Annotated in this window: 11 protein-coding genes; 5 read left to right on the top strand and 6 right to left on the bottom strand. The window is 58.5% G+C overall.

What is annotated here, in order from left to right; all coding sequences use genetic code 11:
* The 4 genes from EXR36_14775 to EXR36_14760 all read right to left on the bottom strand — a co-directional run.
* The coding region (locus EXR36_14775; GenBank protein ID MSQ60859.1) for a gamma-glutamyltransferase family protein at positions 1–1,282 on the bottom strand (1,282 nt) is incomplete at its 3' end.
* A gap of 4 nt (positions 1,283–1,286) precedes the next feature.
* Entirely contained in the window at positions 1,287–2,789 is a 1,503-nt protein-coding gene (locus tag EXR36_14770) for a tripartite tricarboxylate transporter permease (GenBank protein ID MSQ60858.1), read from the bottom strand.
* Between the two features lie 4 nt (positions 2,790–2,793).
* Positions 2,794–3,243 (bottom strand): tripartite tricarboxylate transporter TctB family protein, encoded by a 450-nt coding sequence (locus tag EXR36_14765; protein MSQ60857.1) that lies wholly within the window; start codon positions 3,241–3,243, stop codon positions 2,794–2,796.
* 102 nt (positions 3,244–3,345) lie between these two features.
* On the bottom strand, positions 3,346–4,182 hold the full coding sequence (locus EXR36_14760; GenBank protein ID MSQ60856.1) for a DUF1223 domain-containing protein: 837 nt from the start codon (positions 4,180–4,182) through the stop codon (positions 3,346–3,348).
* Positions 4,183–4,310: 128 nt separating this feature from the next.
* On the opposite strand from EXR36_14760, the gene EXR36_14755 reads away from it, so the two are divergent.
* Genes EXR36_14755 through EXR36_14745 form a run of 3 tightly spaced genes read left to right on the top strand, consistent with a single transcriptional unit; the run spans position 4,311 to position 6,841 of the window.
* Positions 4,311–4,940, top strand: coding sequence for a threonylcarbamoyl-AMP synthase (locus tag EXR36_14755; protein MSQ60855.1), 630 nt, complete (start codon positions 4,311–4,313; stop codon positions 4,938–4,940).
* A gap of 5 nt (positions 4,941–4,945) precedes the next feature.
* The gene (locus EXR36_14750) at positions 4,946–5,629 is read left to right on the top strand and encodes a site-2 protease family protein (protein ID MSQ60854.1); all 684 of its coding nucleotides are present in this window, start codon (positions 4,946–4,948) and stop codon (positions 5,627–5,629) included.
* 9 nt (positions 5,630–5,638) lie between these two features.
* Positions 5,639–6,841: a tryptophan--tRNA ligase gene (locus EXR36_14745; protein MSQ60853.1), complete on the top strand. Its 1,203-nt coding sequence runs from the start codon at positions 5,639–5,641 to the stop codon at positions 6,839–6,841.
* A 33-nt stretch (positions 6,842–6,874) separates the two neighbouring features.
* Here EXR36_14745 and smpB read toward each other — a convergent pair whose 3' ends face one another.
* Positions 6,875–7,327, bottom strand: a complete 453-nt coding sequence (smpB, locus tag EXR36_14740) for an SsrA-binding protein SmpB (GenBank protein ID MSQ60852.1) — start codon at positions 7,325–7,327, stop codon at positions 6,875–6,877.
* A gap of 66 nt (positions 7,328–7,393) precedes the next feature.
* On the opposite strand from smpB, the gene EXR36_14735 reads away from it, so the two are divergent.
* Together EXR36_14735 and EXR36_14730 are read left to right on the top strand one after the other, a co-directional pair.
* A complete protein-coding gene (locus EXR36_14735; protein MSQ60851.1) occupies positions 7,394–7,828 on the top strand; it encodes a type II toxin-antitoxin system RatA family toxin in 435 nt (144 codons plus the stop codon).
* Positions 7,825–8,103: an RnfH family protein gene (locus EXR36_14730; GenBank protein ID MSQ60850.1), complete on the top strand. Its 279-nt coding sequence runs from the start codon at positions 7,825–7,827 to the stop codon at positions 8,101–8,103. The genes EXR36_14735 and EXR36_14730 overlap by 4 nt, the downstream gene beginning before the upstream one ends.
* A gap of 4 nt (positions 8,104–8,107) precedes the next feature.
* Here the strand turns inward: EXR36_14730 and EXR36_14725 are convergent.
* Positions 8,108–8,496: DUF4124 domain-containing protein (locus EXR36_14725; protein MSQ60849.1), on the bottom strand; the 389-nt coding region annotated here is incomplete at its 5' end.

Genomic DNA, 8,496 nt, shown 5'->3' with positions numbered 1-8,496 from the left:
CCATGACACCGAAACTCATCACCGGTTTCGCGTCCCGGGTCATGAACGCGGGAATGATCGTGTGGAAAGGCCGCTTGCCGCCGGCTACTTCGTTGGGGTGGCCAGGTTTTAGACCGAATCCGAATCCGCGGTTTTGTAGACTGATGCCCGTGCCCGGCACCACGACGCCAGAGCCGAAACCAGCGTAGTTAGATTGGATGTAGGAAACCATGTTGCCCTGCGCATCGGAGCTGGCGAGATAGACGGTCTCGGAGCCGCGCGGTGATCCATGGCCAAAATTACCCGCACGCTTGGGATCGATCAGCCGCGCGCGTTGCTTGAGGTAACCGGCGTTGAGCATATCGTCGTGACCCAAGGTCATGCTGCGCGGGTCGGAGACGTAGCGATAGGTATCCGCGAAGCCGAGCTTCATGGCTTCGATCTGCATATGGAAACTATCCAGCGAATCCACCGCATGCTGACTCAGATTGTGCTCGCGCAAGATCCCCAGCGCCATCAAGGCCGCGATGCCTTGGCCGTTGGGCGGGATCTCGTGGATGTGGTGATCTTGATAGGCCATGTGGATGGGTTCCACCCAATCTGCTTGGTGCGCCGCTAAATCAGCGGTGGTCATCGCGCCGCCTTCGGAAGCGCTGTGGCGCGCGATTTTTTCCGCGAGATCGCCGCGATAGAAGGCTTCGCCTCTGGTTTCCGCGATGCGTCGTAAAGTGCGCGCCTGGTCCGCAAAGCGGAACAGTTCCCCTGCTCGCGGCGCGCGGCCATGGGGCATGAAGGCCTCGCGGAATCCGGGTTGGTTATGCAGGCGCTCGATGGAGCCCGCCCACTGCGAGGCGATGATGGGACTCACTAGAAAGCCGTTGCTGGCATAGTCGATCGCGGGCTCGAACAAATCGGCGAAAGGCAACCGGCCAAAGCGTTCGGAGAGCGACACCCACGCCGATACCGCGCCGGGCACCGTCACCGAATCCCAACCTTCCGAAGGCATCGTCTGCAATCCCGCGAAGCGCGCGGGTGTCCATGCGGCAGGTGACTGGCCAGAGGCATTCAACCCATGCAACTTGTCCTGGTTCCACACCAACGCGAAGGCATCGCTGCCGATGCCATTCATAGTGGGCTCCACCACCGTAAGGGTGATGGCGCTTGCCACGATGGCATCCATGGCGTTACCGCCTTTGAGTAGCATGCGCAACCCCGCTTGCGCGGCGAGAGGCTGCGAGGCCGCAACGATGTTGCGTGCAAGCACGGGACTGCGCCGGGAGGCGTAGGGAAGATCGAAACTCACAGGCTCATACCTCCTTGAATGCTTCTTCGCGTTTGCGGCGCAGAGCCGGTGTCACTGCGAGAATCAGTAGTAAAGCCGCCACGGCGAGCAAGCTCGCGCTCAGCGGGCGCGTAACGAATACGGTGGGGTCACCGCGAGAAATCAGCATGGCGCGGCGGAGGTTTTCCTCCATCATTGGGCCTAGCACGAATCCGAGCAACAGCGGCGCTGGCTCGCAGCTCAACTTGATGAAGATGTAACCCAGAAATCCGAACAACACCGCGAGCCCCACATCGAAGGCGCTGTTTTGCAGGCTATAGATTCCGATGCAGCACAACACCAAGATGGCGGGAAACAGCAAACGGTATGGAACGGAAAGTAGTTTCACCCACATGCCGATCAAGGGCAGGTTCAATATCACCAACACGAAATTACCGATCCACATGCTGGCGATGGTGCCCCAGAATAATTCGGGACGTTCGGTCATCACCTGGGGGCCAGGCGTGATGCCATGAATGGTCATTGCGCCCATCATCAATGCCATGACGGCGTTGGAGGGAATGCCCAGCGTAAGGAGAGGAATGAACGAAGTCTGCGCGCCGGCGTTGTTGGCGGATTCGGGGGCGGCCACGCCTTCGATGGCGCCCTTGCCGAAGCGGGAGGGGTCATCCGCGAGCTTTTTTTCCAGCGTGTAGGCCGCGAAGGAACCGAGCACCGCACCGCCACCTGGGAGGATGCCGAGCAACGATCCCAAGCCGGTTCCGCGCAATATCGCTTTCCAGGAGCGCGATATGTCGTCCTTGGAGGGCATCATGCCGCGAATTTGCGTTACGAACACTTCGCGCTGGGCGCCCCGTTCCAGGTTGGCGATGATTTCGCCGAATCCGAAAATCCCCATGGCCACGACGACGAATCCTATGCCGTCCGTGAGATTTGGCACGTCGAACGTGTAGCGCATGTCCCCGGTGTTGACGTCCGCGCCGACCAGCCCCAGCATCAGCCCGAGAATGATCATGGCCAAGGCCTTGAGCAAGGAGCCGCTTGCCAGGATCACCGCGGCCATCAATCCCAGAACCATCAACGAGAAATACTCGGCGGGGCCAAACTTGAAAGCGACTTCAGCAAGAGGCGGGGCGAACATCGCCAGTATTAGGGTCGCGACACAGCCGGCGAAAAAGCTGCCTATGGCTGCTACAGCGAGCGCCGGCCCGGCCCGGCCTTGGCGGGCCATCTGGTAGCCGTCCAGTGCGGTCACCACCGAGGACGCTTCGCCGGGAAGATTCACCAAGATCGCGGTCGTGGAGCCGCCATATTGCGCTCCGTAGTAAATGCCGGCCAGCATGATCAGCGCCGACACAGGGGGTAGCGTATAGGTGGCCGGTAGCAACATGGCGATGGTGGCCACCGGGCCAATGCCAGGTAGTACACCCACCAAGGTGCCCAAGGCCACGCCCACGAAACAATACAAAAGATTGATAGGCGAGAGGGCAACATCGAACCCCATGGCCAGATTGGCGAATAGTTCCATGATCTCAAATCGGCCAGATTTTGAAGGGTAGGTGCAGTCCGTAGCCAAATAGCCCCACGGACAACGCGAGCATGGCTAGAAGCAGCCCGGCCAGCTCCACGGGCTTGAATCCGCGGTTGCCCAGGGAACTAATCAGCACCACGGCCGAGACCGAAACTACTAGTCCCCATGCATCGACCGCTCCGGCGAAGAAAGACACTGCTCCGAGGACCAGCACCATGGCCTTGACAGCCACGCCCCCAAGCGGCTCGCCACGCGTGATCACGCCGCGAATCGCCATGATGCCACCCATGACGATGAGAATCCAACCCAGAATGGTGGGAAAGTAGCCCGGCCCCATGCGCACGGCGCTGCCCATGGGATAGTTTCGCCCGATGACAACGGCCGCCAGGCCAAAGGCCATGAACAGAAGACCCGAATAGAAATCCTTCGGGTTCTTGATGATTGACGCCATGCACCTCCTCCCTTCTTATTATCTTGGCTATTGTTCCATAGCGAAGGGGTGGGGGGATAGTCCTAGTCCTGCTAAGCGTTTGTCATGTCACGCCTCCTTGGGCTAGCGCGAGAAGCAGCCTTCGGCGGCGGCTGCTTGTAAGACGGTTCCCGTCTTTGCGTCTTGCACGAAGATAGCAATCCCCAACCCTTCGGGGCGGGCTCCGGCGGGCGGCGGGATGCTGTGTCCGAGCCTGGCGGCGCCCCCGGCGTCATGGGGGATGGGCCCAAGAAGCGTTCGCACCACGAAGTCGTGTTGCAGGGTCTTACCCGCATTTTCCCCGGCAGCCACCTTGGTGGTGAGCGCGTTCTCGTAAAGAGCGATGTGGGTTTCTTGGGTTTCGCTTACGTGCTCAATGCTGGAAGTGCCCCTCAATTCGATCCGTCCATCGAGACCGATGGCCGCCTGAGCGGCAATGCGTGCCCGCGCGCGCTCGTGGTTGATGGGTGGCAGTTTCGCGTCCAGCCCGCCGGACCCGTGAACAGGACGAATATCCAAGCCATCTAGGAGGAATTGCGGCGTGTAAACGAATGCGGCCCGGTTGCGCATCGAAGCCTCCTGCTGGCGCTGCGTGAACTTCCCATGGGAGAAGCGATCTCGCCATCCGAGTTGGTTCCAATAGTCCACGTGGAAAGCTAACGCAACAACCTGCTGGCTGTCGTAATTTTTGCGCAAGCGGCTAAGCCACCGGTCAGCGGGCGGACAACTGCTGCAACCCTCGGACGTGTAGAGCTCGAGCAATCCAATCCTGCGGCTGGGACTTTTCAATTCGCACCGGGCATTCGCGAGCGAAGGTGGCAATAAAGCGGCCGCCAGCAACAGCCCAGCGGCGCGCCGCGATAGCGAAAAGCTTCCTATGGGCATGGCGGTCACGGGTGTTTCAATCCTTTCTGCTAACATCGCGCCCCTTATGCAAGGCTGGGCGTCCGAGGGGAAGGGAAATTGCCTCGCTTGCGCTCCGATACGCTTGCGCTCCCGCGTTGGATGCGCTGTTTCGGAAGAAACGGTCAGGCGAATGCTCGAAATTCATGGCGCAGTACTTTGTAATTCACCCAAAAAATCCGCAGGGAAGGCTTATTCAGCAGGCGGCCGAAATAGTCCGGCGCGGCGGAATCATCGTCTATCCCACGGATTCCAGCTACGCGCTCGGGTGCCATATCGGAGACAAGGCGGCGGCGGAGCGGTTGCGCCGAATACGTGGCATCGATGAGCAGCATCACTTGACCTTGGTGTGTGGCGATCTATCCGAAATTTCCCGTTATGCCGAGGTGGAGAATCGTTCCTACCGCATGCTGCGTTCGGCCACACCAGGGAGCTACACCTTTATCTTGCGGGCCACCAAGGAAGTGCCGAAGCGCTTGCAACATCCCAAGCGGCGCACGATCGGTATACGAGTTCCAGACCACCAAGTGGTCCGCGCGTTACTTGACGCATTGGGCGAGCCCTTGTTGAGCTCGACCTTGGCATTACCGGGCGACGAGCTTCCATTGCACGACATGGACGAAATTCAAGAGCGCATGGCAAATCAAGTGGATTGCATTATCGACAGCGGTGCCTGCGGCATCGAGCCCACCACGGTTGTGGATCTGTCGGGAGAGTGGCCAGTGTTGGTTCGGGATGGCAGGGGCGATCCCAACATATTCGGGGTGGCGGCATGAGTAACATCGGGCCCATGGTGCAGATGATCGCGCTTTACGCCATACCAATCATCTTCGCCATTACTTTTCATGAGGCTGCGCATGGCTACGTGGCCAAGTACTTCGGCGACGATACAGCCCACCGCGAAGGCCGCATCAGCCTTAATCCATTGCGGCACATCGATCCCATCGGCACCATTGCGCTTCCATTGGCCATATTAATAATTGACAAGCTGGCTGGTCTCAACTCTCCACTATTTGGTTGGGCAAAGCCTGTCCCGGTGAATTTCAATAACTTGCGCAACCCGAAAAGGAACATGCTTTGGGTGGCGGCGGCGGGCCCCGGGGCGAATCTATTGATGTCCATGGGGTGGGGGGCGGTGCTCGTTTTCGCGCAATACCTTCCGTTCAATATCTACACGAAACCCATGGTCGGAATGGCTGTCATGGGAATTCAAATCAACGTGATGCTGATCGCCTTGAATTTGATTCCGTTACCTCCCCTGGATGGCGGCCGGATCGTCACAAGCCTATTGCCAATTGCGCTGGCGCGCCGCTTCGCCAAAATTGAACCGTTCGGCATCCCGGTACTCTTGCTATTGCTCTTCGCACCTTCGCCCCTCGGTTTGCCGCCGGTGCTGTCTCATACGATTGTCCATGCTGCGTCGGTCCTCTCGAACTTGATATTCTATTTCTTCGGAATACGGTGAGAATTTCTTATGTTTCCTGACCGGGTGTTGTCGGGCATGCGCCCCACTGGAAGTTTGCATCTAGGCCACTATCACGGGGTGCTGAAAAATTGGACCAAGCTCCAGCACGAGCACCCTTGCTTGTTCTTCGTGGCCGACTGGCATGCGCTCACTACCCATTACGACTCGCCCCAGATGATCGAGACGAACACCTGGGACATGGTGGTCGATTGGCTTGCATCGGGCGTTGATCCAAGGCAGGCCATCCTTTTCGTCCAGTCCAGGGTGATGGAACACGCGGAATTGCATCTGTTACTGTCCATGATCACGCCCTTGGGTTGGCTGGAGCGCGTGCCCACCTATAAAGACCAGCAAGAGAAGCTGGCGGACAAGGACTTGAGCACGTATGGCTTCCTCGGCTATCCGCTTTTGCAAAGCGCCGATATCCTGGTCTACCGTGCGACTCTCGTGCCCGTGGGCGAGGACCAAGTTCCGCACATCGAGTTCACGCGCGAGATCGGGCGCCGCTTCAACCATATCTACGGCAAGGAGCCGGGCTTCGAGCAGAAGGCGCAAGAGGCCATCAAGAAACTGGGTGGCCAGCGCGCGAAACAGTACAAGGAACTGCGCACCAAGTATCAAGAGCAGGGCGATAGCGAAGCTTTGGAGGCAGGCAGGGCATTGCTGGCGCAATCGCAGAATTTGGGCGTGACCGAGCGCGAGCGCTTATTCGGCTATTTGGAAGGGGGCGGGAAAATGATCCTCTCCGAACCGGGTGCGCTGCTGACGCAGGCCTCGCGCATGCCAGGTCTCGACGGCCAGAAAATGTCCAAGTCCTACAATAACACCATCACATTGCGCGAGGACGCCGCCAGCGTGACGAAGAAAGTACGCACCATGCCCACGGACCCAGCGCGGATTCGCCGCTCCGATCCTGGCGATCCAGAGAAATGCCCAGTGTGGCAATTTCATCTGGTCTACTCCAGTGACGAGACCAAGAATTGGGTGAAGCAAGGCTGCAAGAGCGCGGGCATCGGCTGCCTGGAATGCAAGCAGCCCGTGATCGATGCGGTGTTACAGGAGCAAGAACCCATGCGCGCACGGGCTCAAGTCTATCTGGACAATCCTAAACAAGTGCGCGACATCATCGATGATGGCTGCGTACGAGCGCGCGAACTCGCAAGCGAGACCATGCGTGATGTACGCGAGGCGATGGGATTGCCGCACGCATGAGGAGCGGCCCTGCGTGCGACATAAGGTGTGGCGTTACGCCTTTTGCTTTTCTCGCATCAGGCGCTGCTTTTCACGCTGCCAATCGCGGTCTTTCTCCGTTTCTCTCTTGTCGTGTTGTTTCTTGCCCTTTGCCAACCCTATCTCGAGTTTGATCCAACCGCGTTTGAGATGCATATCCAAGGGAACCAGCGCATACCCGGCGCGTTCGACTTTTCCGATGAGTTCTTTTAGTTCGCCTTCGCGCAATAGGAGTTTTCGCGTGCGAACGGGGTCCGGATGCACATGAGTGGATGCGGTTTGCAAGGGAGTAATGTGACTCCCAATAAGGTAAGCCGCGCCGCTCTTGATGACCACATACGCTTCCGCGATTTGCACATGGCCGGCGCGAATGGATTTCACCTCCCAGCCTTCCAGCGCGAGGCCTGCTTCGAAGCGATCCTCGATGAAGTAGTTGTAGAAGGCTTTCTTGTTTTGGGCGAGAGACATGAATCGTGATCGTGCGGTGAGAGCGGCCATTGTACCGGCAGCTCCGCGGGCCATAGGGGCAAAACCATGCCGGACGTGAATAAATCCGCCTTGGTGTCTTACTCGGCGGAGAAAATATATGGCTTGGTGGATCGCATCGAGGCGTATCCGGAATTCTTGCCTTGGTGCGGCGGATCGAACGTCGAGTTGCGCACGGACAATATGACTCGCGCCGAAATCCGTATCAACTATCACGGCATCAGGCAAAGCTTCAAGACGGAGAATGAGACCAGGCATTATTCGCTCATTCATATGCGTCTCGTAAGCGGCCCCTTCAAGCACCTCGAAGGGTACTGGCGTTTTCATGTCCTGGCACAAGACGCCTGCAAGATCGAGTTTCGTTTGCACTATGAATTTTCCAGCAAAATTCTGGAAAGACTGGTCGGCCCAGTGTTCAACTACATCGCCAATAGTTTTGTCGATGCCTTTCTCGCCCGCGCGGAAAAACTATACGGCGCATGAAGATCGAAGTGGTCTATGCACTGCCCGAAGTACAGCACAGCCTGGTTCTCGATTTGCCGGAAGAAACGACTGCTGGTGAGGCGTTGAGGCGTTCAGCGCTTGTGGAGCTCTACCCCGAGATCGCTCAATGTGCGCTGGGCATTTGGGGCAGAGTCGCGCAGTTGAACGATCTTTTAAGAGACGGGGATCGCATGGAAATCTACCGTCCCTTGGCCGCCGATCCCAAGGAGGCGAGGATGCGGCGAGTGGTCCGTAAGCAGAAACGCTCGGGTTGAGCCCTTAACTCTTACACCAAGCGTCCGCGGTTTTCTTCGCTTCAATCAGTCCCTCGGCGATACCCTTCTCGTCGAGAAAAACTTGTTCGCCATTGGCCCCGGAGCGCGTGATGCGGCCGCCTTGCTCGTACATCTTGACGTGGTGCCGCGCGGCTTCGCACTGCTTGCGCTTTTCGGCGGCATCAGCCATTTCCTTCTGTTTCTTGGCTTCGGCTTCCGTCGCCTCCACACGGCGCTTCTTGAATTCCGCCTCCATTTCGGCGGAGGTCCTCTGCTTGGCGGGGGCCGCGGCGGCCGTGGATCTCGGGGGCGCGGGACTACGACCACTCACAACCGTGACCTCTTTCGCCTCGGGAGGCACCTGGTCGGAGTAGTGCACATTGCCATTTTCAT

The sequence above is a fragment of the Betaproteobacteria bacterium genome (assembly GCA_009693245.1).
Classification (GTDB): Bacteria; Pseudomonadota; Gammaproteobacteria; order Burkholderiales; family SHXO01; genus SHXO01.
This window is presented reverse-complemented; position numbering and strand designations above follow the sequence as displayed.